The following is a 23,767-nucleotide window of genomic DNA, read 5'->3' on the forward strand; positions in this document are numbered from 1 at the left end:
GCCGACACATTCATTGGCTGATCCACCGTTATCGGGAGCAAGCCCCCTCCCACATTTGGCCTTCTTCGTTCACTGGATCAGTGTTCGACTGGCACCGACAGCGCCGGATTACCCAGTGGATGAGTACGCGCGGCAAAGAATTTCAGTTCCATGCCGGTGCCTTGGAATAACTGCGAATACCGCTGCTTCTGCTGGCGAATGAACCCGTCGCTGCGCCCCGATACCGAAATCGCCAGGGTGGTGATGCTGGCCTGGCGGATGGCGTCCACCAAGTGTTTATCCTGCGGCCCCAGGCCATGGCCGAAGATGCACAGCGCGCCTTCGTGGGTGAGCAACTGTTCATAACAGAACGACAGATAATCCGAACTGCGGATGGTCTTGAGCTTCTCGTGCACCGGGCCTTCACTGACGAACAGCGGCACGTCGTCCAGGGTCTTGATCGTGTTGTTGATCGCGAAACCGCTGAGCAACGTGCTGTCGGTGGACGGCAGTTTGCGTGCGGTGCCGTCGAGGTTGCGCACCAGGTGCAGGCCGCCGTGCAGGTACAAAATACGTGTGGCGTCGGTGCGGGTATCGCGCAGGTCGAAGCTTGAGTCGGCGCTGCGGAACAGGTCGTCGATACCCGGCGTGTGCAGGATCGCCCAGTAGTTGAGCAGGTCGTAGTTACTGGTGAAGACCGTAGCGTAGCGAGCCATTTCGGTGTTCAGGGCCGTCAGGGTCGAGGGCTGCACCAGGCGCCAGGGGATGTGCACGGCGTGGATCGTATTGATCAGCGCTTCCTTGATCGCGTAGTAGCGATTGCGTGGCGCCGCCGAGCTGACTGCCAGGGCCTTGTTGACGCGGCTGGTGGTTTTCAGCGCGCCCAGGGCCTGCTCGAAACTGCGGGTTTGCAGCGCGTCGAATACGCTGAGTTCGGATTGGCCCAGGGGTTTTTCTTCCACTGTGCGGGCGTTTTCAAACAGTGAATCGTACGCAAAGTCTTCCCAAATCGTGCGGCTTGCGCCGTTGCCGATCAGAATCCCGTTGAAGTCGATGGCGCCGCGCAGTGCGCTCCAGTCTTCAAGGTGGGCGTCAATATCCTGGAAATCCTTCATTGCGGCGGGTCTACTCGAAATCGGCTGGACGGTGACTTTATCACGAGCCGGCGTTGATCCTGGTCAAGATGCGGCAAGTGGTACCGGTGGATTCTGTGGCTATAAAGCCCCTGAGGATCGACCATGAGCAGCACGTTCTTTATTCCCGCCGTCAATATCATGGGCATCGGCTGCCTGGACGAAGCCATGATTGCTATACGCAACTACGGCTTTCGCAAGGCGTTGATCGTCACTGACCAGGGCCTGTGCAAAGCCGGCGTGGCCAGCATGATCGCCGAAAAGCTGGCGCTGCAGGACATCGATTCGGTGGTTTACGATGGCGCCAGGCCCAACCCCACGGTGGAAAACGTCGAAAAAGGCCTGGCGCTGCTGCAACAGAGCGCCTGCGATTTTGTGGTGTCCCTGGGCGGCGGCTCGCCCCATGACTGCGCCAAGGGGATCGCCCTGTGCGCCACCAACGGCGGGCGTATCGGCGACTATGAGGGTGTCGATCAATCGAGCAAGCCGCAATTGCCACTGGTGGCGATCAACACCACTGCCGGCACGGCCAGTGAGATGACCCGTTTCTGCATCATCACCGACGAAACCCGCCACGTGAAAATGGCCATCGTTGACCGCAATGTCACGCCGCTGCTGTCGGTCAACGACCCGGCATTGATGGTCGCAATGCCCAAGGGCCTCACCGCTGCCACCGGCATGGATGCCTTGACGCATGCCATCGAAGCCTACGTGTCCACCGCCGCCACACCGATCACCGACGCCTGCGCGATCAAGGCGATCGAACTGATCAGCGCCAACCTGCGCCTGGCCGTGCGCGATGGCAGCGACATAGCCGCGCGGGAAAACATGGCGTATGCGCAGTTCCTCGCGGGCATGGCGTTCAACAACGCGTCGCTGGGATTCGTGCACGCCATGGCGCATCAGCTCGGCGGCCTCTACGACCTGCCCCATGGCGTGTGCAATGCGGTGCTACTGCCCCACGTGCAGAGTTTCAATGCCAGTGTCAGCGCCGAGCGTTTGAGTGACGTGGCGCGCGCATTGGGGGCCGATATCAAGGGCGTTACCCCGGAAGAAGGCGCGCAGGCCGCTATCGTCGCGATTCGCGCCCTGTCCCAGGACGTGGAAATTCCCGCCGGCCTGCGCGAACTTGGCGCCAAATTGCAGGATATTCCGCTGCTGGCGAGTAATGCGCTGAAGGATGCATGCGGCCTGACCAACCCACGACGGGCGGATCAGCGTCAGATCGAGGAGATTTTTCGCAGCGCGTTTTGATAGGGGGCAGCTTTGGGCTGCAAGCGTTAAGCTAAAGGTTGAACGCGTTCAACTTGAGCTTGAAGCTTGCGGCTTGCCGCTGAGGTCCCCCATGAGAGTTCTATTATTCGGCGCCACCGGCATGATCGGTCAGGGCGTACTGCGCGAGTGCCTGCTGGCGCCCGACGTGCAGGAAGTCGTTGCCGTCGGCCGCACGTCGTTGACCCAGGAGCACGGCAAACTGCATCAGGTATTGCATAGCGATATGCTGGATTTCCAACCCCTGGAAAATCTGCTGCAAGGCTTTGATGCGTGTTTCTTTTGCCTGGGTGTTTCCTCGGCGGGCATGAATGAAATCAACTACACCCACCTCACTTATGACCTGACTTTAGTCGCCGCCAGCACCCTGGCGCGGCTCAACCCGCAGATGACGTTTATCTATGTCTCCGGCGCCGGCACTGACAGTTCCGAGACGGGCAAGTCGATGTGGGCGCGGGTCAAGGGCAAGACCGAGAACGCCTTGCTGCGCTTGCCGTTCAAGGCGGTCTATGTGTTCCGGCCTGGGATTGTCCAGCCGTTGCACGGTGTGCGTTCGAAGACGCCGTTGTACCAAGCGTTCTATAGCGTGCTCGGGCCGTTGCTCTCGTTTGTACGTCGGATAAAGCCGAGCTGGGTCGTCAGCACCGAGACCGTCGGCCGTGCGATGTTGCAGGCGGTGAGCCGTGGCGCGCCGCAGCCTGTGGTGGAGCAGGCCGAGATCAATCGCTTGGCCGCCGAGCGTAGCTGATGCTGCACAAAAGCCTGGTGTGCTGCGGTTGGATTTTTCCTGCCCGAGTGCTTTAGCCTCGGTGCACACTCCAAGAATAAGAGGTACATCCCATGACGGCCCCCTGAGCGGTATCAAGGTTATCGAGATCGGCACCCTGATTGCCGCGCCCTTCGCGGCGCGGATGATGGCCGATTTTGGTGCCGAGGTGATCAAGATCGAAGCCATGGGGCAGGGCGATCCGCTTCGCAAATGGCGAAAGCTGCACGAAGGCACGTCGCTGTGGTGGTACCTGCAGTCGCGCAACAAGCAGTCCCTGGCCCTGGACCTCAAGTCGGCAGAAGGCTTGAGCCTGATCAAGCAACTGCTCGGCGACGCCGACGTGCTGATCGAAAACCTGCGCCCCGGTGGCCTGGAAAAACTCGGCCTGGGCTGGGACGTGTTGCACGCCCTCAACCCCAAGCTGACCCTGGTGCGTATCTCCGGCTATGGCCAGACCGGGCCCTATCGCGACCGCCCGGGTTTCGGTGCGATCGGCGAGGCCATGGGCGGCATTCGCTACACCACCGGCAACCCGGATTCGCCACCGGCGCGGGTCGGCGTGAGCCTGGGGGATTCGCTTGCGTCGTTGCACGGTGTGATCGGCGCGCTGATGTCGCTGCTGCGGGTCAAGACCGGCCAGGGTGACGGGCAGATCGTCGACGTGTCCCTGGCCGAAAGCGTGTTCAACCTGATGGAAAGCCTGGTGCCCGAATACGACATGCTCGGCCATGTACGTGAGCGCAGCGGCGGTGCCTTGCCCGGTATCGCGCCGTCCAATACCTACCTGACCGCCGACGGCGCCTACGTGGTGATCGCCGGTAACAGCGACCCGATCTACAAGCGCCTGATGACCGCCATCGGCCGCGCCGACCTGGCCGCTGCGCCTGAGTTCGCCCATAACGATGGCCGTGCGGCACAGAGTGGTTTGCTCGACGCGGCAATCACCCACTGGACCAGCAGCCTGCCCATCGAGCAGGTGCTCAGCGCCCTGGAGGCCGCTGAAGTGCCGGCCGGGCGCATCTACTCCGTGGCGGACATTGTCAGCGACCCGCACTACCAGGCGCGGGACATGTTGCTCGATGCCGATTTGCCCGGTGGTGTGTCGGTGAAGATGCCCGGCATCGTACCCAAACTGTCGGAAACGCCCGGCGCGGTGAACTGGCAAGGCCCTGCGCTGGGCCAGCACACCGATGACATCCTCGGCGGCCTGGGCCTGACAGACGCTGACATCCAACGTCTGAAGACCTCGGGAGTGGTGCAATGATCACCGATTATTCCGACCCGATGATTGTGTAGGAGGTCTGCCCGCGCCGGGTTTTCGTGTATCAGCATGGCGGTTCGCTGTGGTCGTCAGCCAGCCGTTGCCAATGCACGGGCCGGCGGCGCGCTGAACTGAATCAGCGCGACGCCGCCGATCAACAGCAACGCCCCCACCACGCGGGGCGTTGTAAGTTGGCGCTCCACTAGGCCGAACAGGCTGAAATGGTCGAGCAGCAATGACGCGAGAATCTGCCCGGCCATCGCCAGGGCAACGAAGCCTGATGCGCCCAGCGTGGGCATCAGCACCAATGCCAGCGAGATAAAGCACACCCCGAACGCGCCACCAGCCCACATCCACAGCGGCGCCTGGGTGATAAAGGCCAGGCTCGGCAAGGGCAGCCGTAGGGCGATGATCACCGGCAGCAACACAATGATGCTTACCAACAGCGAAGCCAGCGTCGCCCACAACGGGTGACCGAGCCCGCGACCCAGGTTGGCGTTGATCGCACTTTGAAACGGCACCACGGCACCAGCGATCACCGCCAGCAGCAACACACCCAGCCAATGCAACGTCGTCATGGCGAATCTCCAAAGGTTTTGCTGGACTCTAGGTTATTCGTCGCGCAAATTTAAATTCCAAGTTCTTATGCCGAGCATGCAGCTGATGAATGATCTAAGGCGCATCGACCTCAACCTGTTGGTGATCCTTGACGTGTTGCTCAGCGAGCAACACGTCACCCGCGCCGCCGAACGCCTGCACCTGAGCCAACCGGCGGTCAGCCACGCGCTGGCGCGCTTGCGTGACCTGCTGGGCGACCCGTTGCTGGTGCGTCAGGGCGGCTCATTGATACCAACGGCGCGTGCGCTGGAGTTGGCTACGCCGTTGGCGGAGGCGCTGGCCCAGGTGCAAGCGCTGCTGGCGCCGAACCGCTTTGATCCGGCGTCGGCCAAACGCCGCTTTCGCGTGGCAATGTCGGACTACAGTGCGGCGATTTTCCTACCGGGGTTGGTGCGCTTGTTGCGCCGTGAAGCGCCGGGCATCGACCTGCAAATCATCCAGGCCAGCCGCGAAGGCATGGTCGACGGCGTGCTCAATGGTGATCTCGACCTGGCCGCCGGGGTTTTCCCTGACATGCCTGCCGAATTGCGGACTACGCCCTTATTCGAAGAGCATTACACCTGCCTGGTCGACCGCGACAGCCTGCCGACGACGGGTGTGCTGGACCTGCCTACCTACCTGTCACGCCCCCATGTCTTGCTGGAAATGCGCGGCAGCGGCACGCCGGAAATCGAGCGTGCGCTGACCGCGATTCGTCAGCGCCGGCATGTGGCCGTCGGCCTGCCGCACTGGGGTGTGGCACCGCAGTTGATTCAGGGCACGGACCTGATCCTGACCGTCTCCTCCCGAGGCTTGTTGAATATCGATCATGCCCATCTGATCGCCGTGCCACCGCCGTTTCATATTCCTTCGTTTGCGTTCGAGTTGGCATGGCATGCGCGACGGGGTGGGGATGCGGGGTTGCAGTGGTTGAGTGGGCGGGTGCAAGGTGTGCTAAAGGGCTGATCAGCTGCTACCAGGAGGTCGGTGGTTGGCGGCGGGTATGAAAAATTCGCATCACCTGTAGTCGCCCTTCACGAATACGGTAAGGGACAATGTAGGGCCACCGGGGCACCACCCATTCACGCGTCCCTGGGACGCGCCCGGTTTTTCCCAGCGCGGGAAATTGCGCAAGGTGTTCAAGCCCGGCCAAAATCGCCTGGACGAATTCGTAGGCGGCTTTGGGGTTTTCTTCAGCAATAAAGGCCGCTTCATCATCCAGGTTTCTGAGGGCTGTCCTCAGCCACTCAACCTGCATTGTTGCGCCATTTTTCAGCGACGGCATTTACCTCGGCAGCCGTCGCGAAATCACCCGCGTCAGCTTCCGTCAGCGCCTTTTGAATCTCTTCGATTTGCCATGCTTCACGCGTCAGGTATTCACGTAACGCGTCAACAGCGAGGAACGATTTGCTGCGACCGGTCGCTTTGGCGAGACTGGCAAGCGTATCAGCGACATCGTCCGGTATCCGCAGGGACATAACAGACATACGAACCTCAATGTAGTGATAGGTAATGCAACATACTACAGTGTCGTCCCATCGATCGATTGTCCCGTTCGTCAGGGGGCTCCTGGAAAAGGAAAAACTTATGCTATCCGGTCTGAATCACCTGACCCTGGCCGTCACCGATCTGCAACGCGGTATCCATTTCTACCATGAACTCTTGCAGCTTCGGCTTGACGCTACCTGGGATAACGGCGCCTACCTTTCGCTGCCTGGGCTGTGGTTATGTTTGTCGCTGGACCCGTTGCGTAACCCGATCCCGGCAGCCGATTACACGCATTACGCGTTGACCGTCGAAGCGCACGATTTCATTCTGCTGGTCGCACGCTTGCGAGCCGCTGGCGTGGGGGAGTGGCGCGACAATCGCAGTGAAGGCGCCTCGTTCTATTTTCTCGACCCCGATGGCCATAAGCTCGAAGCCCATGTCGGCGATCTGGCCTCGCGGCTGCAAGCCTGTCGCGCCAAGCCTTATGCCGGCATGAAGTTTTACCCCCAGCCCGAGAGCGTGCAGAATCCCTGAACCTTTCAACTGCTATCAGAGCCACGCCCATGACCCCATCTTTATTGCTCGCGGTCCTTGCGTCCGGGTTTATCTACGGTATTACGCCCGGTCCCGGCGTGTTGGCGGTGTTCGGCATCGGCGCCGCTCGTGGCCGGCGTGCCGGGGCAGGCTTTTTGGCTGGGCATTTGCTTGGCGATGTGGTGTGGTGCAGCACCGCATTGGTTGCAATTGTGGGCGCTCGGGAAGTTGGCAGCAGTGCGTTTGATGTACTGGGCGTGCTCAGCGGGCTGTATCTGTTCTGGCTCGGCTGGCGTGCGATTCGCACCCAGCGTCGTAGCAGCGAGGCCCCTCAGGGAGCGGCGCGGCATCCGTTCTGGCACGGGATTCTGTTCGGCCTGACCAACCCCAAGGCGTACCCGGTGGCTGTAGCGACATTCACTGCATTGCTCTCCAGTCGTGCCGAATTGCTGACGTGGTCGATGCTGCCATGGCTGATTGTGCTGAGCTTCATTGGGGGTCTGTTGGCCTACGCAATCCTGATCGGCGTGGTCGGTGCCCAACGTGTGCGTACGCTGTATCAGCGTCATGAAATCCTTATCACAAAACTGTGCGGCGTGATGTTTATCGGGTTCGCCATCAACGCGTTGGCGCATGCGTTGCCGGGTCTGTTTGCCAGCAAGCCCGCCTGACTCAACAACGACCGTTCGTCGCACTGGAAAGTTTTTTCTAAACCTTTGCCTCAAGCAAAATTCGAATCCAGGGCGAGGCGCTGTTTCCTCGCATCTATTTTTGCCCTGGAGGAACCCATCATGAGCCGCATGGCTATCCGGTTACGCACCGCCAGTTTCGCGATGCTGCTGGGCCTCGGCGCCAGCAATGCTTTCGCCCAGTCACCTGCCGAATTCATCGAGCAGGCTTCGGCCAAAGGCATGGCCGATATCGAAACCAGTCGCATGGCCCACGCCAGAACCTCGTCCCAAGAGATCAAGGATTACACCATCGAGGTGATCAATGAACGCACCCTGGCCAACCAGCATCTGGCGGCTATCGCTAAAAAGCTCGACTTGCCGGTAGCCCCACGCGAGAAGATCGTCGACAAGGCCGAAACCCTGATGCCCGAACTCAAGGACGGCGACTCCTTCGACGCCGCTTACACCGCGCAGCAGGTCAAGGAAAACGAAGACGCCATCGCCCTGTTCAAGCAGGAAGGCGCGGCGTCGCAGGTGCCAGAGATAAAAGCGTTGGTGGATGAGACCCTGCCCAAGCTGCAGGAGCGTCTGGAAAAAGCCCGCGCCCTGGCATCGACCTACGGCAAGGGGCACCAAGGCGACGGTTGAAGCTCCCTTTGAGTTGAAGCTCCCTTTGAAATGAAAACGGCGGTTGGATCATCTCCAACCGCCGTTTTTTTCAGGCTTGGTTCAAATTTGTTTTCGGCGCCGCCGCGTCGTCGGCGGCAGGGCCGCAACTGCTGTTGAGGTTCACATTGCCGGCTTTGCCGATATCACGATATTCCTGACGTAGCTTTTCAAGCTCCTTACGGTCCAGGCCGTCCAGGCTCAATACGGCGTTCTGCGCATCCTTGGACACACGCAACAGCTCGTCGATCTTGATATGCAGGATGTCATTGTCGCGGTTCTGTGTGTTCTGGATCAGGAACACCATCAGGAACGTGATGATGGTGGTCGAGGTGTTAATGATCAATTGCCAGGTGTCGTTGTAATGAAAGTACGGCCCGCTCAGGCTCCACGCCAGGATCAGCGCCACCGCCGTGTAGAACGTCCGGGGGCTGCCGGCCCAGCGCGACAGGGTTTGGGAGACTGCAGAGAAGTTCATGACCGTTTTCCTCAAGAAGGGTGATGAAACTACTGACAGCAGTCGCTCGCTGAAATTTCTTTTTACAACTTATCGGTCGGACAAAAGTAGAGGTTTTTCTGTCGGGCTTTTAGGAGCGGGCCTACGGCGCTGTGAAACCTTGAGCACAAGACTGGGTTTTTGCCTGGTTATTGTTTATGCACGCTAAAAACGCCCATGACCTATTCGCACGCTATGACTTGACCGAAGCGCATTTTTTTGCGGCGACCTGCGCGATGTATTGTCGACATAGCGCCGGTATCAGCACCTACTTTGCTGAGGAACATTGCGCGCCGTGGAATATGTTGTTTATTCGTCTGGGCAGCGACCCGCTGTGCGAAGCGACGGAGTTACCGCTGGAACTGATCCGCCGTACCTTGATCCCCATTCGTATCGTGATTCCTCAGGAACAGGTCGATGGCTTGCGCGACGTGCTCGCGCAGCTCGGCTTTCAGCCGGCTGAAGAGACCACGGCGATGGTCCTGTCATTGGCGCGCCTTGCTCCATTGATAAACGAGGAAGGTGTGCAGATCAGCCTGACTCGGAACCTGAACGAATGGGCGACTCCGCTCGACAGTGCATTCCTGATAGCGCCCAAGGCGGTCGCGCATTACCAGGCTCGGCACCAGCGATCCCTGGACGCCGGTGAAGCCCTTTATCACTTCACATTGTCTGTGGAGGGGCAGGTGAGCTGTTCGTTGACCTTGTCGTTATGTGAGGGGGAGGCCCGACTGAGTGATGTCGGCACGCGGGTCGGCTTTCGTGGAAGAGGCTACGCCACTCGATTGATTCAAGCGGCCCTGCTTCACGCCTCGGGCCTGGGGGCTCGTCGGTGTTTTCTCGAGGCCTCGACGGCCGCCGTTGCACTGTATGGAAAGCTCGGTTTCCAACGCTTGTTCGATTGCGCGTCCTTTATTCGCGCAGCTGCCCCACAGCCATGATCAGAACGCCAGTTTCGCCTGGCCGCGATTCTCCAGCGTCAACAGATATTGCTTGGCCTCAAGCCCTCCCGCAAACCCGGTCAGCCCGCCCGAAGCACCCACCACTCGGTGACAGGGCGCAATGATCGAAATCGGATTACGCCCATTCGCCGCCCCGACTGCACGCACGGCTTTCGGGTTGCCGATCTGCTCGGCTATCTGGCTGTAGCTGCGCGTTTCGCCAAACGGAATGGTCAGCAGGGCCTGCCAGACTTGTTTCTGAAAGTCGGTGCCGGCGAAGTCCAGCTCCAGCTCGAACTGGCTGCGTGTTCCCGCGAAGTATTCGTTTAGCTGGCGCTGGGCTTCCAATAGCACCAGGCTGTTGTTGGTCTCGATCAATTCACCCAGGCGTACGCGGTTGGCGCGCTCTGTTTGCCACAGGATGGCGCCAAGTTTGCCATGGCGCGCCACCAAGGTGAGTTCGCCGACAGGGGAGGGCATGAGTGTGTATTCACAGGGCATGGGCGGGCTCCTCGAAGGGATGCTGAAGCGTACGACGCTACTGTAAGCCCATCAGGGTATTGGCAAACTACGTTTCTTGCGCTCGAATTTTTCGTGGGCTTAGAAGTTCCAGTAAACCCAATGGCTGACGTAGGAATATACGTAGAGTCGAACGATAAAGTAGAGCGCCATCAGCACGGACGCTGTGCTTAACATTACCAACGACACGGCATTGAGCAGGGTAGCGACCAGGGCGAACACAGTCACGCGTCGGCTGGCGTGACGACGGGCGAACACCACCCCATAGACCGACGCGGCGATTGCTCCGAGCGCCAGCCCCAAGCCCAGGGGAAAGGGTGGCCTCGCCAGTGAGACCAGCAGCGGCAGAACCACCACCCAACCGATCACTTGGCGCAGGATGGGCGGTGGCGTGCATTGGTCAGGCTCAAGCATTGCGATACTCCTGATTTCGCGGGAGGCGACGAGCTGACATCATCACAATACCGGTTCGTTGTCGCAGTAAGACTTTACTGAGCCACCGCCACAAGCGTATCGGCACCTGAACGGCAGGCATAAAAAAACCGGCTCCCAGAGCCGGTTTTTTATGCATCTCCTGTCAGGCATGGCATGACAGGAAAGCCAATTTGAGTGGAGCGGGTAGAGGGAATCGAACCCTCAACTAAAGCTTGGGAAGCTTTCGTTTTGCCACTAAACTATACCCGCTCAAAGCGGCTGACTTTGTACCAGATGTTCAGCTGGATTTGAAGTTTTTCTTCGAAAAAATCGCATGTTGCGCGCGCACCGCCCGCAAATGAGCGGCGCCACTGCAGGAACCCGCTCCTACAGTGGGCCTCACTTCAGACCGCCCATGCATGTTGCGTCTGACCCTGCTGGTAGCGTAACCGACTCACCGGCCGCTGCCCTTTCAAAAAGCCTACCACAGCCTCCCGGCTGTCCCGGCATGCCGCTTTATGCTCCATATCCAGGAAATGCCCCGTGGCCTGGATAGTGCTGAAGCTGCTGTGGGTTATATGTTGCCCAAACAGCCTGGCATCCTCGGCGCTGGTGTACTCGTCCCATTCGCCGTTCAGGAATAGCACCGGAATGTCGATCTGCCTGGCTGCATTGAGGTAACACAAGCGATCGCTGTGAAGCACCTGGCTGATGTGGAAGTGCATCTGCCCGTATTCATGCTCGGCCAGGCTGCTGACGTGCTTGTAGTTGAAGCGCTTGAACAGCGACGGCAGGTGCTTGCCGATGGTGCTGTTGACCAGATGGCCGACGCGGTCGCGGTCGAGGTTGCCGAGGTAGTCGACGCCGCGCTCAAGGTAGTCGCGCATGGGCGCGTTGATCACCGGGGAGAACGAGCTGATCACCGCCTTTTCAATGCGTCGCGGGCGTTGGGCGAGGGCGAACAGGGCGGCAGTACCGCCCCACGAGAACGAGAGCACGTGTTCGGCGGCGAAGCGCTCGATCAGCTCCAGCAGGATCTGGCCTTCGACTTCCTTCGTCAGCATCCGCTCGTGGCGGTTGTGGATTTTGGAACGGCCGGCGTAGGGCTGGTCGTACAGCACCACATTGAATTGGGGGTAAAGGCTTTTCACGGTTTGGGCGAAAGAGGCCGTGGTGGCCATCGAGCCATTGACCAGAATGATGGTCTTTTCAGCGGCATCCGCGCGATAGAACTCCGTGTAAACCCGGTACTGACCCTGTATATCCAACACAGCGATTTCTGGCCTCATGTCGTAAGACTCCTGGCAAGCGGGTAGGGCGCGCAAATGACTTTGCACGAGCTTTATGACAGGTAGGCATACGCCTGGAAGATGAGCGCCCCTGTCGGCCCGATTGCGGTTGGCCGACAGCGGTTGTCAGGGCGGGATGTTTGCCGGGACGGCCCGTCAATCCAGCACGGGCGGGGCAAGGTGTTTCTTGGAGGTTATAGGTGACTCGCCAGTCATATTTCAACGGGTGAGCTTGATTCAAGCACAGACTCGGCAGGTCGCAAGCCGCCTGGCTGGTTTTTTGCCACCAGCGGCTGAACGGTCGTCAGACTTGTCGGATTTCATCGTCAGTCAGGGCTCGGTAATCCCCCGGCGCAAGGGACGGATCCAACTGCAGCGGGCCCATGCGCTCACGGTGCAGCGCGATCACCTTGTTATTGAAGTGCCCGAACATGCGTTTCACCTGGTGATAACGGCCTTCGATGATGCTCAAGCGCGCCGTGGTCGGTCCCAGTAATTCCAGCTCGGCGGGTTGGGTGGTGAGATCTTCAAATGCGAAGTACAGGCCCGCCTTGAATGTCACCGCGTATTCGGGACCGATTTCCTGCGCTGTTTCCACGCGGTACACCTTGGGCAACTTGGTCGTCGGTTGTGTCAGGCGCCGCGACCACTGGCCGTCGTTGGTGATCAACATCAGGCCGGTCGTGTTGTAGTCCAGGCGCCCGGCAATATGCAGCGTGCCTTTGTCCGGCTCATTCAGCAGATCGAGCACGGTAGGGTGTTGCGGATCCGCCGTGGCACTTACGCACCCTTGGGGTTTGTGCAGCATGAAATAGCGCGCCGGTTTGCCCGCCTGCAGCACCTCACCATCAACGCACACCTGGCTGAACTCGCGTACCTCATGGTGGGGACCACTGACCGTTACGCCATCAACGCTGACGCGGCGTTCCACCAACAGCAACCGTACTTGCCTGCGATTGAAGCGCGGCAGGTTGCTGAGGAACCGATCAACGCGCATCAGGGGTGCGCAACTGTTCATCCACTTGGGCGCAACGCGGGCACAGGCAGGCTTTATTGCGCAGTTCGTCAGGCAGCGCGAGGAGTACCGCCGGGTCAATGGTGACATTGAAGCACCAGCACGCCTGGTCAACCGTGCGTGGGTCTGCCAGGGCGCAGTCGTTGACGGCTCCGCAGGCGGGGCAAAGCGTGGGTGTGGTCATGGCAGGGTCAGGCTGTATAGGCAGGTGTGCTCGGCCTTGCACAATACAGCTCGGACGCGCAGCAGGACAATGCCGTCATCGAGAGCGACATGGTATCTGCCTGAAAATGACTGAAACGATCTAGCTTGGGCTCCCGTCGGTTGCCCCTTAAGGACTTGCGTGTTGATGTATCAAGTTGTTACTGAAACGCACCAGATGTTGTTTTTGATGTCAGATATTGTGTCATTCGGCGCAAGCTGGATGCCGCTCTCCAGCGTCGCTGGAGGTGCTCTTCCGCGGTCCAGGAGGCCGCCATGTATCGACGACTGCTGCTCACTGCATTACTCGGCCTGACCTTGTCAGCTTGTGTGCCCTACTACGATGGAGGCGCCACTTACTATCGCTCCGAGGTGTATACCGCACCGGCGCCTGCCTATTACTACGGTGGCCCTCGCTATGACAGGGGCAGCTACTACGCGCCGGCTCCACGTTACTATCCGGCCCCGCGCTATTACTCGGCGCCGCGTTATTACCAACCCGCGCCACGTTATTATCCGAGGTCTGCCTACCGGGCGTATCCGAACCAGGGCTGGGGAGGAAATCGTTGGGGAAACGGCGGTCACGGACGGGGTGGTGAGCATGGCGGTGGGCGCGGTGGTCACCGCTGAAGAAAGGCTTTGAACGAAGCGGCGCATGATGCGCCGCTTTTTTTTGCCTGCCATTCGTCGGCACTGTCAGATTTAACAGCTATCTTTGAGGCTCAAGATCTAATTCACTGCGGGGAACGCTGTGTGCTTGTGAAGGAAAGCCTCTATGTTCAAACAACTGATGTGCGTGCTTTTACTCGTCGGCTGCGTCATGGGCCCGGCGGGGGCAAAGCAGTTTTGTCCGGATAAATCGATGATCCGAAACGTCAAAGGCTACTTTCAATACCAGCAGGATGGCGTGCTCTGGCAAGGTCCCAAGGTTGAGCCTAACGAATATATACATAGCTTTCTTGGCGCTTTATTCACGCCTGAAAAGGGCACTGACCGAAAAAACGGCTACGTGGAAAAGTGCGTTTATGAAAACCAGCGTGAAGAGCTGGTCGTTATGCGTCCTTGCATTTCAGGCGCTGCCGCCACCATGTCGCTGACCGACAGCTTGCATTGGGAGCTCGGCAAGATTCCGTTCGATCAACAGGTTTACGTCTGCCGTGACAATCAACCCGATAATTGCGCATTCACGATAAATGACTCGCAACGATAGGCTGTCAATAATCGGATAAATCTGCCAGAGGATTCCTACCCTCCCAGGCTTTTTCAAAATGCGCCTGCACCACCGCCTCTGGAATTGTGTTGATATCCGGCCAGTGCCAGTGCGGCGCCTGGTCCTTATCGATCAACCGCGCCCGCACTCCTTCGGCGAATTCCGGATGACGGCAGCAGTTGAGGCTCACCGTGTACTCCATCTGGAACACTTGGGCCAACGACAAATGCCGAGCCCGGCGGATTTGCTCCCACACCAGATGGGCGGTCAGTGGGCAGCCTTCGCTCAGAGTTTTGCTGGCGCGAGCCAGCAGCGGATCAGCGTGATCACGCAACTGGCTCAACGCGCGCCAGGCGCAGCGTATGTCACCCACGTCCAGCCAGTCGTCGATCTGCCCACGGCGCGGCAACCATTGCGCTTCGGGTTGCTGGTCGACGGCTTCCTGGGCGAGGGCCTTGAGCAGGCTGTTGAGCTGCATCGCGCTCTGTTCCTGCCAGTTCAGTTGCAGCAGGCCTTCGAGCAGTTCGTCTTGCTGGTCATCGCGCAGGAAACGGTCGGCCAGGCCCAGGTCCAAGGCATCGCGGCCATTGATATGGGCGCCGGTAAGGCCCAGGAACAACCCGAGTTTGCCGGGCAGGCGCGACAAGAACCTGCTGGCGCCGACATCCGGGTACAGGCCGATACTGATTTCCGGCATGGCCAGACGGCTGGTGGGCGTCACGATGCGCACGGACGCGCTTTGCAGCAGCCCCATGCCGCCGCCCAGCACATAGCCGTGGCCCCAACAGATCAGCGGTTTGGGATAGGTATGCAGGCGATAATCGAGGCGGTACTCCGCAGCGAAAAACTGCGCGGCCAGGGCGGGTACTTCGCCGGGTTGTTCGCGACAGGCCTGCGCCAGGCTGCGCACTTCGCCACCGGCGCAAAAGGCCTTGGGGCCATTGCCGCGCAGCAATACGCAGACGATGTTCGGGTCCTTGGCCCAGGCATCCAGGCGATCACCCAAGGCCAAAATCATCGGCAGGGACAGGGCGTTGAGGGTCTTTTCCGCGTCCAGGCTGGCGATGCCGATGCGGGCGCCGTCGCTGCCGGTCAGTTCTTCGAAGTGCAGGTTCATCGTGACCTCAATCGAGAAGGTGAAGGATGAGTATGATCCCTTCGTGGGAAAGCGCCGGTGGTGTGTCAGATCAATTGACAAGCGGGGTCGGCTTTCCTAGGGTTCGCCTCATTCTTTTTTACAAGACAATTCAACTATGACCGATGGCGACCGTATCAAACTCGAACCCAGCTGGAAACACGCCCTGCGCGATGAGTTCGAGAAGCCCTACATGGCCCAGTTGCGCGAGTTCCTGCGCCAGGAACATGCGGCCGGCAAGGAGATCTACCCGCCTGGCCCGCTGATTTTCAATGCCCTCAACTCGACGCCGCTGGACAAGGTCAAGGTAGTGATTCTCGGCCAGGACCCGTACCACGGCCCCGGCCAGGCCCACGGCCTGTGCTTTTCGGTGCAACCGGGCGTGCCGGCGCCGCCGTCCCTGGTCAATATCTATAAAGAACTCAAGCGTGACCTGAACATCGACATCCCCAACCACGGCTACCTGCAAAGCTGGGCCGACCAGGGCGTGCTGATGCTCAACACCACCATGACCGTGGAACGCGCCAATGCCAATGCTCATGCGGGCAAGGGCTGGCAGTTCTTTACCGACCGGATCATCGAGGTGGTCAGCGAGCATCAGCCGCATCTGGTGTTTTTGTTGTGGGGCGCCCACGCCCAGAGCAAGCAAAAGCTGATCGATGCCACCAAGCACCTGGTGCTGACCTCGGTGCACCCGTCACCGTTGTCGGCGTATCGCGGGTTCCTGGGCTGCGGGCATTTCAGTCGCGCCAACAAGTTTCTGGAGCAGAATGGCGAGGCGCCGATCGAGTGGCGGTTGCCGCCGCTCTGAACTGCGAAGAGGATTCAGATTGTTTCCGGCCGGCGGTTCCAATGCCTGAACAACGGCTCCGCCAGAAACAGCACAAACAACAGGCGCATCACCTGCATCGCCGTCACCAACGGCACCGACAGTTGCAAGGTTTCAGCCGTGAGGCTCATTTCGGCAATGCCGCCGGGCATCATGCCCAAAGTCAGGGAGCGCAGGTCCAACTGGGTCAGGGCGCTCAGGCCCACCGCCGCCAGTGTTGCCAGGGCCATGGTCAAGGCGGTGCCGACCAGGGTGCGGCCCATGAACACGGGAGCGCTTCGAAAGAACTGGCGGTTGAAGTGACACGCCAAGCCGCTGCCGATCAGCCATTGGCCGATCTGGCTGCCGCCATCGGGCAGGCCGATATGCAGGTCCCAGACCACACTGGCAGTCGCACTCACCAGCAACGGGCCGAACAGCCAAGGGTTCGGCTGGTGCAAACGCTGCCAGCCCCAGGCCACCAGAGCCCCCATCGGAAACAGCAACGCCAGCCACCGCCAATCCACGGGGGCCGGATGAAACTGCGGCGCGCCACCGTCCAATAAATACTTGAAGATCGCCGGCACGCACAGCACCACTACCAGCACGCGCAAACTCTGCCCCGCCGCAACCCGGCTGAGCACCGCACCATTGCGCGCGCCGAGGTTGACCATCTCGCCGGAGCCGCCCGGCATGCTGGAGAAAAACGCGGTGGCGCGGTCTTCACCGCTGCGGCGCATCAACCACACCCCGACCACGCTCGACAAACTCGTCACCAAGGCGCCGAAGAAGATTAGCCCGAAGTGGCTCATCACCTGTTCGATCACCACTGGCGTGAAGTGCAGGCCGATGCCGATGCCCACCACCCATTGGCCGCATTTGCGCCCGCCGGGAATTTCCGCCAATTGCCAGGGCGTGAGGCAGCGCACCAGGATGATCGCCAGCAACGAGCCGACCATATAGGGCAAGGGCCAGCCGACGAGGCTGGCCAGGTAACCGCCGGCCAGGCCGACCAGCGGTGTTCCCCACCATTGCTTGAAAGTGACCTCAGACATCGGCCACGGCACGACGCTGCAGGGCACGTTTGCGGTAGATGCGCACCAGCGGGAACATCAGCATCAGCGCGGTCAGTACCCAGACGCCGAAGGTGATCGGGCTCGACCACAGGATGTCCAGCGCACCGTTGGAGATCGACAGCGCGCGGCGCAGGTTCTGTTCCATCAGGCCGCCGAGGATAAAGCCCAGCAATACCGGCGACAGCGGAAAGTCGAGCTTGCGCAGGATGTAGCCGAAGATGCCGATACCGACCATCAGGAACAGGTCGAACGTGGTGGCATGCACCGCGTACACGCCAATTGCGGTGATGATGGCGATCACCGGCACCAGCGCCCAGTTCGGCACGGCGAGGATGCGGGTGAAGATGCGGATCATCGGGATGTTGAGGATCACCAGCATGATGTTGGCAATGAACAACGAGGCGATCAGGCCCCAGACAATGTCCGGTTGCTGTTGGAACAGCAGCGGGCCGGGCGTGATGTTGTACAGCGACAGCGCGCCGATCATCACCGCCGTGGTACCCGAACCGGGCACGCCCAGGGTCAGCATCGGCACCAGGGCGCCGCAGGCGGACGCGCCGATTGCGGTTTCCGGCGCGGCCAAGCCACGCATGTCACCTTGGCCGAATGTGCCGCTGGCGCCGGCCAGGCGTTTCTCGGTCATGTAGGCAACGGCCGAGGCCAACGTAGCACCCGCGCCCGGCAGCACACCCATTATGAAGCCGAGCAGGCCGCAACGGATGTTGACTACGAAAACCGAAGACGCTTCCTTCAGGTTGAACATCATCCGTCCTGTGGCTTTGACCGCTTCCTGGCCACGGTGGGTTTTCTCCAGCAGCAGCAGGATCTCGCTGATGGAAAACAGGCCCAGCACCAACACCACGAACTGAATGCCATCGGTGAGGTGGATGTTGTCGCCGGTAAAGCGATACACGCCGCTGTTGGCATCGATGCCCACCGCCGAGAGGAACAGGCCGATCAGCGCCGCCACAAAGGTTTTCAGCGGCTTGTCACCGGCCATGCCGCCCAGGCACACAATCGCGAACACCATCAGTACGAAATATTCCGCCGGGCCGAAGGCAATCGCCCATTTGGCCAGCAGCGGGGCAAACAGCACCATGCCGCAGGTGGCGATAAAGGCACCGATGAACGAACTCCACGCCGACAACGACAGCGCCACGCCGGCCAGGCCTTTGCGGGCCATCGGGTAGCCGTCGAGGGTGGTCATCACGGTGGAGGCTTCGCCCGGAATATTGAGCAGGATCGAGCTGATACGGCCGCCGTATTCGCAGCCCAGGTATACCGCTGCGAGCAGAATCAACGCCGACTCGGGTGGCAGGCCCAGGGCGAATGCGATGGGGATCAACAACGCCACGCCATTGATCGGCCCCAGGCCCGGCAACAGGCCGACCACGGTGCCGATCAGCGTGCCGCACAAGGCGGTCACCAGGTTGTACGGGCTCAGCGCGACGCCGAATCCCTGGCCCAAATAGCCAAAAGTATCCATATCAGTTCTCCAGTACGTCGAGCAGGCCGAGGGGCAGCGGCACATCCATGGCTTTGTCGAACAGCAGGTACAAGCCGATGGCCATCAGGCCGACGATCACTATGCTGGGCATCCAGCGCCCGCCATACAGGCGCGCCATCGGGATGCCGATCAACAGGCTGCTGAGGATGAAACCCAACGATTCGAAGGTGGCGGCGAACACGATCAACAGCGCTACGCAAATGCCGATCTTGACCAGTGTGTCGCGGTCCAGCGCCGGGTCTTCTTCGGTGTGTTGGGTGGGTTGCGGGCGAAACAGCATGTAGATCAGCGCCAGGCTCATCAGCCCGAGCATCAGCAGCGGAAAAGCGCGAGGCCCGACCGGCTCGTAGGAAAACGCCGCCTGATACGGCCAGGCCATCAGGGCGAGGCCGGCGCAGGCCAGCAACAGTACGGCGGCGAAAATGCGTTGTAAGAGCATGGTGAACTCCTGGGCCACACCGCGTGTTTAAACGGGCGTGGCCGCGCGAAAGCGGGGCGTTTACTGGATCAGGCCGAACTCTTTGGCCAGCACTTTGTAGTCAGCCACCTGTTTCTTCACGTAGGTGTCCAGTTCCGGGCCTGTCATGGCGAACGGGAACAGCTCGCGCTGATCACGCAGCTTGGCGAACTCGTCGGAAGCCAGCAGTTTGTCGAACGCATCCTTCCACCAGGCATAGTCGGCATCGCTGACTTTTGGCCCGAGGTAGAAGCCACGCACCACTGGCCAGACGATGTCATAGCCTTGCTCCTTGGCGGTCGGAATGTTCTTCATTTCCGGCTCGTCCAGGCGCTGCTCGGAGAACACCGCCAGCAGGCGCATGTCACCGCTGAGGATGTGCGGCATGGAGTCGGAAATATCGGTGCTGCCCACCTGAATGTGGCCACCGAGCAACGCGGTAGCGATTTCACCGCCGCCTTCCAGCGCGACGTAACGCAGCTCGCGCGGGTTGATCCCGGCGGCCTTGGCAATCAGGGCGGTTTGCATCCAGTCCTGGCTGCCAACCGTACCGCCGGAACCTATCACTACGCTGCCTGGATCTTTCTTCAAGGCTTTTACGAGATCGTCGAGGGTCTTGTAGGGTGAATCACTTTTCACTGCGATGGCACCGTAACTTGTGCCTACCGCTGCGAGCCAGCGCACGGCGCTTTCATCGAAGCGACCGAACTTGCCCTGGGCCAGGTTCAGCAATGAACCGCTGGACCAGGCCACCAGGGTACCTCCATCCGCAGGGCGCTGAGCGACCACCGCGTTGTAGGCCACTGCGCCGACGCCGCCTGGCATGTAGGTCACGCGCATCGGCTTGCTCAGCAGTTTCTGGTTGACCAGCGCGCTTTGTGCCAGCTTGCAGGTCAGGTCAAAACCACCGCCCGGGGAAGCCGGGGCGATGCATTCAGGGCGCTTGGGTTCGTCGGCGGCCAGCAGTTGGCCGGCAAACAGCATGCAGCCGGCGGTAATGGCAACTTTACGCAGTGAAAGGGTCATGGTGATCTCCGTATTTTTGTTATGAGTGGCTTAGCCGCGTGCAATGCTGTGCCTGGCGTTGCGCGAGCGCACGGCCACCGTCTTCGAAGACGGCAAGGGCAGGGTGGTGTGAGTAAGGCGGGAATTTCTTGCAGGCGGGCGAGCCTGGGGCTGTGTCGACAGCATCGTGGTGCACTCCGTTATTGTTCTTATTTTGGCGAAAACGCTTCGAGGCGTTTTTCGGGCGCTACGGGTGAGGTAGCTCGGCGGGCGTAACCACCGTAACTGGATGCTAAAGGGCGAAGCTTTCACTAACCTTTCAGTTGCCTTTCAATGTTTTCGGGCTTCACAGGGCAGGTTGCGCCTGTAAACTGCCCGCCAAAGCGTGGCGTCGCCCACGCCTGCACGAGGTAGAAATTCATGCGTGTCCTTCTGGTTGAAGACCATTTGCAACTCGCCGAAAGTGTCGCCCAAGCGCTCAAGAGCATAGGGTTGACCGTCGACGTATTGCACGATGGCGTGGCTGCGGACCTGGCGTTGAGCAGCGAGGAATACGCGGCGGCGATCCTTGATGTGGGGCTGCCGCGCATGGATGGTTTCGAAGTGTTGGCACGCTTGCGCGCCCGAGGAAAAAATTTGCCGGTGTTGATGCTGACGGCACGCAGCGATGTAAAAGACCGCGTGCATGGCTTGAACCTGGGCGCCGACGATTACCTCGCCAAGCCGTTTGAACTGACGGAACTGGAAGCGCGGGTCAAGGCGCTGCTACGGCGCAGCGTATTGGGCGGCGAGCGCCAGCAGGCGTGCGGCGTGCTGGTGTACGACCTCGATACTCGGCGCTTCACGGCCGGTGGCGAACTGCTGACGCTGACCTCGCGCGAGCAAGCGGTGCTCGAGGCGCTCATCGCCCGGCCTGGCCGCGTGATGAGCAAGGAGCAACTGGCCTCCCAGGTGTTCGGTCTCGACGAAGAAGCCAGCCCGGACGCTATCGAAATTTATGTGCACCGCCTGCGCAAGAAACTCGACGGCCAGCCTATCGCCATCGTGACCTTCCGTGGCCTTGGCTACCTGCTGGAAGCCCGCGATGCATAAGCCCAGCAGCCTGCGCTGGCGCCTGCTGTGGAACCTCGCGCTGTTGCTGGTGCTGCTGATGCTCGCCAGTGGCATGAGTGCCTACTGGAACGGGCGCGAAGCGGCCGACACCGCCTATGACCGCACGCTGCTGGCCTCGGCGCGCACCATTGCCGCCGGCTTGACCCAGGTGGACGGCACGCTCAGTGCCAACGTGCCCTACGTGGCCCTGGACACCTTTGCCTACGACAGCGCCGGGCGTATCTATTACCAGGTCAACGACATCAACCAGAAGCTGATATCGGGTTACGAAGCCCTTCCTGGCCCGCCGCCCGGCACCCCGCGCACTGACGATTACCCAGCCTTGGCGCGGTTCTACGACGCCGTGTATCAGGGCCAGCCTGTACGCGTGGTGAGCCTGCTCAAGGCTGTTTCCGAGCCGAACATGAATGGCATGGCGGAGATCCGTGTCGCGGAAACTGACGAAGCCCGGGTCGCCATGGCCCGTAGCCTGATGGCCGACACCTTGTTGCGCCTGGGCATGCTTGCCATTGGCGCGCTGTTGCTGGTGTGGTTTGCCGTCAGCGCGGCGCTGCGCCCGCTGGAGCGCCTGCGCACGGCGGTGGAAGAACGCCAGCCCGACGACCTGCGGCCCTTGCCGCTGGTAGAGGTGCAGGATGAGTTCGGCCCGCTGGTGCGTTCCCTCAACCATTTCACCGAACGCTTGCGCGGCCAGTTCGAACGCCAGGCGCAGTTCATTGCCGACGCCGCCCACGAGTTGCGTACGCCGCTGGCCGCGCTCAAGGCCCGCCTGGAACTGGGCCTGCGCGCCGAAGACCCGGCCACGTGGCGCACCACCCTGGAAACCGCCGCCCAGGGCACCGACCGTCTCACGCACCTGGCTAATCAGTTGCTGTCCCTGGCCCGCATCGAAAATGGTGCCAGGGCCATCGCCGAAGGCGGCGCGCAGTTGCTCGACCTCAGCCAATTGGCCCGAGAGCTGGGCATGGCCATGGCGCCATTGGCCCACGCGCGAGGCGTTGCCTTGGCGCTGGAGGCAGACGAGCCGGTGTGGCTGCGCGGTGAACCGACGCTGCTCAATGAGTTGCTGAGCAACTTGGTGGACAACGCGCTGGCGCACACGCCCCAGGGTGGCAACGTGATTTTGCGGGTGACGGCGCCAGCGGTGCTCGAAGTCGAAGACGACGGCCCCGGTATCCCGCTGGATGAGCGGGACCGGGTATTCGAGCGATTTTATCGGCGCAGCCAGCAGGGTATGGGGTCGGGCCTGGGGCTGGCGATTGTCGGGGAGATCTGCCGTGCGCACCTGGCGCAGATCAGCCTGCACGATGGCGAATCGGCGGGGTTGAAAGTGCGCGTGAGTTTTATCGCCGGGGATCAGTAGAACATCGAACGTGCTTCATCCAGCTCGGTGCGCAACGTCTCGCTGTAGGGGTCAATCCGCAGCTTCTTCACTGCCGGTACACCCGCCATATCGACGTTCGCCAGTGGGTGTCCGGTGTGGCGGTGACAGTAGAGCACGGCGACCTGCACCACATCGATGTAATCGAGCTGGGCGCAGTCGCGTCCCAGGTTCAGATACTGGCCGGGCAGTTTCGCCAGCATTTCAGGGAAGTCCCAGCCGCTGAGCAGCTTGTCGCCCAATACCGGATGGATGCTGTCGATCACGTGGTTGAGGCTGACCGGGTCGGACAGCAGCTCGTAATGGTCTTCGGCGTAGGTGAGGATCGGCAGCACGCCGATCTGGTGCACCAGGCCGCCGAGGGCCGCCTGGTCGGGCTTGAGTTGGCTATGCCGGCGACACAAGGCATAGCTGACGCCCGCGACCTCCAGGCTGCGGCGCCACACTTCGCGCATTTTCTGTTCGACCACCTCGGAGCGGGCGTGAAAGATCTGCTCCATGACCAGGCCGATAGCCAGGTTGCTGCTGTAATTGGTGCCGAGCCGCGTGATGGCGGTGTGCAGGTCGGTAACTTCCTGAGTTGCTCTGAGCAACGGGCTATTGACCACTTTGATCAGGCGCGCCGACAGGGCGGTATCGCGACTGATCACTTTACTCAAGTGGCTGATGCTGATCTCCGGGTCTTCGGCGGCCTGACGAATTTTCAGGGCCACCTCCGGTAATGTCGGCAGAACCAGGTCATCGTTGTCGATGGCCTTCATCAAAGCCTGTTGGACTTTTTCCGCCAGCTCGTTCATTCATACTCTCTAGGGTGTTGCAAAAAAAGTACG

The 23,767-nt window shown here is 60.7% G+C and carries 29 protein-coding genes and 1 tRNA gene; 13 read left to right on the top strand and 17 right to left on the bottom strand.

What is annotated here, in order from left to right; all coding sequences use genetic code 11:
* Positions 1–77: 77 nt before the first annotated feature.
* Positions 78–1,094: a DUF4917 family protein gene (locus C4J93_RS07435; protein ID WP_124428982.1), complete on the bottom strand. Its 1,017-nt coding sequence runs from the start codon at positions 1,092–1,094 to the stop codon at positions 78–80.
* Between the two features lie 123 nt (positions 1,095–1,217).
* Here C4J93_RS07435 and yiaY point away from each other — a divergent pair, with 123 nt between their 5' ends.
* The 3 genes from yiaY to C4J93_RS07450 all read left to right on the top strand — a co-directional run bounded on the left by yiaY (position 1,218) and on the right by C4J93_RS07450 (position 4,417).
* Entirely contained in the window at positions 1,218–2,366 is a 1,149-nt protein-coding gene (gene yiaY / locus C4J93_RS07440; RefSeq protein WP_124428983.1) for an L-threonine dehydrogenase, read from the top strand.
* A 91-nt stretch (positions 2,367–2,457) separates the two neighbouring features.
* Entirely contained in the window at positions 2,458–3,132 is a 675-nt protein-coding gene (locus tag C4J93_RS07445) for an NAD-dependent epimerase/dehydratase family protein (RefSeq protein ID WP_124369937.1), read from the top strand.
* Positions 3,133–3,208: 76 nt separating this feature from the next.
* Positions 3,209–4,417, top strand: coding sequence for a CaiB/BaiF CoA-transferase family protein (locus tag C4J93_RS07450; RefSeq protein WP_124430854.1), 1,209 nt, complete (start codon positions 3,209–3,211; stop codon positions 4,415–4,417).
* Between the two features lie 86 nt (positions 4,418–4,503).
* Here the strand turns inward: C4J93_RS07450 and C4J93_RS07455 are convergent, their stop codons facing one another.
* Entirely contained in the window at positions 4,504–4,992 is a 489-nt protein-coding gene (locus C4J93_RS07455; protein ID WP_124428984.1) for a DMT family transporter, read from the bottom strand.
* A gap of 67 nt (positions 4,993–5,059) precedes the next feature.
* On the opposite strand from C4J93_RS07455, the gene C4J93_RS07460 reads away from it, so the two are divergent.
* Positions 5,060–5,977 (top strand): LysR substrate-binding domain-containing protein, encoded by a 918-nt coding sequence (locus C4J93_RS07460; RefSeq protein WP_124428985.1) that lies wholly within the window; start codon positions 5,060–5,062, stop codon positions 5,975–5,977.
* Positions 5,978–5,984: 7 nt separating this feature from the next.
* Here the strand turns inward: C4J93_RS07460 and C4J93_RS07465 are convergent, their stop codons facing one another.
* Complete coding sequence (locus C4J93_RS07465; RefSeq protein ID WP_124428986.1) at positions 5,985–6,269, bottom strand: type II toxin-antitoxin system RelE/ParE family toxin; 285 nt, start codon at positions 6,267–6,269, stop codon at positions 5,985–5,987.
* Positions 6,259–6,498: a CopG family ribbon-helix-helix protein gene (locus C4J93_RS07470; protein ID WP_124428987.1), complete on the bottom strand. Its 240-nt coding sequence runs from the start codon at positions 6,496–6,498 to the stop codon at positions 6,259–6,261. Before C4J93_RS07470 ends, C4J93_RS07465 begins: the two co-directional genes overlap by 11 nt.
* 100 nt (positions 6,499–6,598) lie before the next feature.
* On the opposite strand from C4J93_RS07470, the gene fos reads away from it, so the two are divergent.
* The 3 genes from fos (at position 6,599) to C4J93_RS07485 (ending at position 8,352) form a co-directional block, all read left to right on the top strand.
* A complete protein-coding gene (gene fos / locus C4J93_RS07475; RefSeq protein WP_124428988.1) occupies positions 6,599–7,033 on the top strand; it encodes a fosfomycin resistance glutathione transferase in 435 nt (144 codons plus the stop codon).
* A gap of 29 nt (positions 7,034–7,062) precedes the next feature.
* Entirely contained in the window at positions 7,063–7,704 is a 642-nt protein-coding gene (locus C4J93_RS07480; RefSeq protein ID WP_124428989.1) for a LysE family translocator, read from the top strand.
* A gap of 120 nt (positions 7,705–7,824) precedes the next feature.
* Positions 7,825–8,352 (top strand): DUF4142 domain-containing protein, encoded by a 528-nt coding sequence (locus C4J93_RS07485; protein WP_057723086.1) that lies wholly within the window; start codon positions 7,825–7,827, stop codon positions 8,350–8,352.
* Positions 8,353–8,422: 70 nt separating this feature from the next.
* Here the strand turns inward: C4J93_RS07485 and C4J93_RS07490 are convergent, their stop codons facing one another.
* Positions 8,423–8,848: a low affinity iron permease family protein gene (locus C4J93_RS07490; RefSeq protein ID WP_124428990.1), complete on the bottom strand. Its 426-nt coding sequence runs from the start codon at positions 8,846–8,848 to the stop codon at positions 8,423–8,425.
* A 218-nt stretch (positions 8,849–9,066) separates the two neighbouring features.
* On the opposite strand from C4J93_RS07490, the gene C4J93_RS07495 reads away from it, so the two are divergent.
* Positions 9,067–9,807 (top strand): GNAT family N-acetyltransferase, encoded by a 741-nt coding sequence (locus C4J93_RS07495; protein WP_305955294.1) that lies wholly within the window; start codon positions 9,067–9,069, stop codon positions 9,805–9,807.
* Here C4J93_RS07495 and C4J93_RS07500 read toward each other — a convergent pair whose 3' ends face one another.
* From C4J93_RS07500 to C4J93_RS07525, 6 genes are all read right to left on the bottom strand, one after another.
* Positions 9,808–10,308, bottom strand: coding sequence for a methylated-DNA--[protein]-cysteine S-methyltransferase (locus tag C4J93_RS07500; protein WP_124428991.1), 501 nt, complete (start codon positions 10,306–10,308; stop codon positions 9,808–9,810).
* A 99-nt stretch (positions 10,309–10,407) separates the two neighbouring features.
* Positions 10,408–10,740, bottom strand: a complete 333-nt coding sequence (locus C4J93_RS07505; RefSeq protein WP_124406521.1) for a hypothetical protein — start codon at positions 10,738–10,740, stop codon at positions 10,408–10,410.
* Positions 10,741–10,936: 196 nt separating this feature from the next.
* Positions 10,937–11,010 (bottom strand) — tRNA-Gly (locus tag C4J93_RS07510).
* Between the two features lie 134 nt (positions 11,011–11,144).
* Positions 11,145–12,029 carry an alpha/beta fold hydrolase gene (locus C4J93_RS07515; protein ID WP_124369943.1) on the bottom strand — a complete coding sequence of 295 codons (885 nt, stop codon included), beginning with the start codon at positions 12,027–12,029 and terminating at the stop codon, positions 11,145–11,147.
* A gap of 304 nt (positions 12,030–12,333) precedes the next feature.
* Positions 12,334–13,026, bottom strand: coding sequence for a pseudouridine synthase (locus tag C4J93_RS07520; protein ID WP_124428992.1), 693 nt, complete (start codon positions 13,024–13,026; stop codon positions 12,334–12,336).
* A complete protein-coding gene (locus C4J93_RS07525) occupies positions 13,016–13,228 on the bottom strand; it encodes a cysteine-rich CWC family protein (RefSeq protein WP_124366203.1) in 213 nt (70 codons plus the stop codon). Before C4J93_RS07525 ends, C4J93_RS07520 begins: the two co-directional genes overlap by 11 nt.
* Positions 13,229–13,521: 293 nt before the next feature.
* On the opposite strand from C4J93_RS07525, the gene C4J93_RS27325 reads away from it, so the two are divergent.
* The gene (locus tag C4J93_RS27325; protein ID WP_124361718.1) at positions 13,522–13,875 is read left to right on the top strand and encodes a hypothetical protein; all 354 of its coding nucleotides are present in this window, start codon (positions 13,522–13,524) and stop codon (positions 13,873–13,875) included.
* Between the two features lie 145 nt (positions 13,876–14,020).
* Positions 14,021–14,455 (top strand): DUF3757 domain-containing protein, encoded by a 435-nt coding sequence (locus C4J93_RS07535; RefSeq protein ID WP_124428993.1) that lies wholly within the window; start codon positions 14,021–14,023, stop codon positions 14,453–14,455.
* A gap of 4 nt (positions 14,456–14,459) precedes the next feature.
* Here the strand turns inward: C4J93_RS07535 and C4J93_RS07540 are convergent, their stop codons facing one another.
* On the bottom strand, positions 14,460–15,572 hold the full coding sequence (locus C4J93_RS07540) for an enoyl-CoA hydratase/isomerase family protein (protein ID WP_124428994.1): 1,113 nt from the start codon (positions 15,570–15,572) through the stop codon (positions 14,460–14,462).
* A 136-nt stretch (positions 15,573–15,708) separates the two neighbouring features.
* Here C4J93_RS07540 and ung point away from each other — a divergent pair, with 136 nt between their 5' ends.
* Positions 15,709–16,401, top strand: a complete 693-nt coding sequence (ung, locus tag C4J93_RS07545) for a uracil-DNA glycosylase (RefSeq protein WP_124369947.1) — start codon at positions 15,709–15,711, stop codon at positions 16,399–16,401.
* A 14-nt stretch (positions 16,402–16,415) separates the two neighbouring features.
* Here ung and C4J93_RS07550 read toward each other — a convergent pair whose 3' ends face one another.
* From C4J93_RS07550 to C4J93_RS07565, 4 genes are read right to left on the bottom strand one after another with little or no spacing between them, the layout of a single operon-like run.
* Positions 16,416–17,453, bottom strand: coding sequence for an AbrB family transcriptional regulator (locus tag C4J93_RS07550; RefSeq protein WP_124428995.1), 1,038 nt, complete (start codon positions 17,451–17,453; stop codon positions 16,416–16,418).
* Complete coding sequence (locus C4J93_RS07555; RefSeq protein ID WP_124428996.1) at positions 17,446–18,960, bottom strand: tripartite tricarboxylate transporter permease; 1,515 nt, start codon at positions 18,958–18,960, stop codon at positions 17,446–17,448. The genes C4J93_RS07550 and C4J93_RS07555 overlap by 8 nt, the downstream gene beginning before the upstream one ends.
* Before the next feature lies 1 nt (position 18,961).
* Positions 18,962–19,420, bottom strand: coding sequence for a tripartite tricarboxylate transporter TctB family protein (locus C4J93_RS07560; RefSeq protein WP_124428997.1), 459 nt, complete (start codon positions 19,418–19,420; stop codon positions 18,962–18,964).
* A 60-nt stretch (positions 19,421–19,480) separates the two neighbouring features.
* Positions 19,481–20,470: a tripartite tricarboxylate transporter substrate binding protein gene (locus C4J93_RS07565; protein WP_164484579.1), complete on the bottom strand. Its 990-nt coding sequence runs from the start codon at positions 20,468–20,470 to the stop codon at positions 19,481–19,483.
* A 393-nt stretch (positions 20,471–20,863) separates the two neighbouring features.
* Here C4J93_RS07565 and C4J93_RS07570 point away from each other — a divergent pair, with 393 nt between their 5' ends.
* Together C4J93_RS07570 and C4J93_RS07575 are read left to right on the top strand one after the other, a co-directional pair.
* On the top strand, positions 20,864–21,535 hold the full coding sequence (locus C4J93_RS07570) for a response regulator (protein ID WP_124366210.1): 672 nt from the start codon (positions 20,864–20,866) through the stop codon (positions 21,533–21,535).
* Entirely contained in the window at positions 21,528–22,919 is a 1,392-nt protein-coding gene (locus tag C4J93_RS07575; RefSeq protein WP_124428998.1) for a sensor histidine kinase, read from the top strand. Before C4J93_RS07570 ends, C4J93_RS07575 begins: the two co-directional genes overlap by 8 nt.
* Here the strand turns inward: C4J93_RS07575 and C4J93_RS07580 are convergent.
* Positions 22,913–23,734 carry an HDOD domain-containing protein gene (locus C4J93_RS07580; protein ID WP_124428999.1) on the bottom strand — a complete coding sequence of 274 codons (822 nt, stop codon included), beginning with the start codon at positions 23,732–23,734 and terminating at the stop codon, positions 22,913–22,915. The two genes, C4J93_RS07575 and C4J93_RS07580, sit on opposite strands and share 7 nt — an antisense overlap.
* Between the last annotated feature and the right edge of the window lie 33 nt (positions 23,735–23,767).

Origin of the sequence: Pseudomonas sp. R2-37-08W (assembly GCF_003851705.1) — a bacterium.
GTDB lineage: Bacteria > Pseudomonadota > Gammaproteobacteria > Pseudomonadales > Pseudomonadaceae > Aquipseudomonas.